Source organism: Bradyrhizobium sp. Mp19 (assembly GCF_029952935.1).
GTDB classification, from domain to species: Bacteria; Pseudomonadota; Alphaproteobacteria; order Rhizobiales; family Xanthobacteraceae; genus Bradyrhizobium; species Bradyrhizobium elkanii.
The window spans coordinates 1-1,650 of sequence record NZ_JASAUT010000156.1; the positions used below are offsets into that span (position 1 = coordinate 1).

Annotated in this window: 1 protein-coding gene; it reads left to right on the forward strand. The window is 66.1% G+C overall.

Features of this window, described 5'->3' with window-relative positions; all coding sequences use genetic code 11:
• Window positions 1-1,650 (forward strand): chemotaxis protein CheA (locus QJT82_RS45310; RefSeq protein ID WP_281446725.1); only part of this gene is annotated, 1,650 nt, incomplete at both ends.

Sequence of the window (1,650 nt, forward strand, 5' to 3'; positions counted from 1 at the left end):
CATGGCGGCGATGTCCGATTCGACGCAGTCGATATCGTCAGGCTCGACGCAGTCGATGCCGGCTGCTGCTGAAGAAGATGTGCCGGTCGTTGAGGCCCCGTCGGTGCAGGCGGCGATGACTGAAGGCACGCTGGTGGTGCAGACGCTGGAGCGTCCGCTGCGTCCGGGCGAGGTCTCGCTCGACGAGCTCGAGCGCGCCTTCCGCGAGACCGAGACCGAAGTCGCCGCACCGGCGCCGGCTGCCAAGCCCGCCGCTGCGCCCGCCGCCGAGCCGGCCGAGGCTGCGAAGAAGCCGGCCCGCAAGGCCGCGGGTGAAGACGTCCAGGAAGGCGACAAGATCGCCAACCAGTCGATCCGGGTCAATGTCGACACCCTCGAACATCTCATGACCATGGTCTCCGAGCTGGTGCTGACCCGCAACCAGCTGCTGGAGATCTCAAGGCGCAACGAGGACACCGAGTTCAAGGTGCCCTTGCAGCGGCTCTCCAACGTCACCGCCGAGCTGCAGGAAGGCGTCATGAAGACGCGGATGCAGCCGATCGGCAATGCCTGGCAGAAGCTGCCGCGCATCGTCCGCGATCTCTCCGGCGAACTCGGCAAGCAGATCGAGCTCGAGATGCACGGCGCCGACACCGAGCTCGACCGCCAGGTGCTCGACCTGATCAAGGATCCCCTGACGCACATGGTGCGCAACTCCGCCGATCACGGGCTCGAGACCACCGCCGAGCGGGTCGCGGCCGGCAAGCCGGAGCAGGGCACCATTCGCCTCTCCGCCTATCACGAAGGCGGCCACATCATCATCTGCATCGCCGACAATGGCCGCGGGCTCAACACCGAGCGGATCAAGGCCAAGGCGCTCCAGAACGGTCTCGTCACCGAGGCTGAACTCGAGAAGATGACCGAGGCCCAGATCCACAAGTTCATCTTCGCGCCGGGCTTCTCGACCGCCGCGCAAGTGACCTCGGTGTCCGGCCGCGGCGTCGGCATGGACGTGGTGCGCACCAATATCGACCAGATCGGCGGCACCATCGACATCAAGAGCGTGGCCGGCGAGGGCGCCTCGGTCACCATCAAGATCCCGCTGACCCTGGCGATCGTCTCCGCGCTGATCGTGGAAGCCGGCGGCGACCGTTTTGCGATTCCCCAATTGTCTGTGGTCGAGCTGGTGCGGGCCCGCGCCAACTCCGAGCACCGCATCGAGCGGATCAAGGACACCGCGGTCTTGCGGCTGCGCAACAAGCTGCTGCCGCTGATCCATCTCAAGAAGCTCTTGAAGATCGACGACGGCGCGACCTCCACCGACGCCGAGAACGGCTTCATCGTGGTCACGCAAGTCGGCAGCCAGACCTTCGGCATCGTGGTCGACGGCGTGTTCCATACCGAGGAGATCGTGGTCAAGCCGATGTCGACCAAGCTGCGGCACATCGACATGTTCTCCGGCAACACCATCCTGGGCGATGGCGCCGTCATCATGATCATCGACCCCAACGGCATCGCCAAAGCCCTCGGCGCGTCCGGCTCCTCGGCCCATGACCTGGCCGACGACAATGCGAACGCCCATGCCGCAAACGGCGAGCAGCTGACCTCGCTGCTGGTGTTCCGCGCCGGCTCCTCGCAGCCCAAGGCGGTGCCGCTCGGCCTCGTCACCCG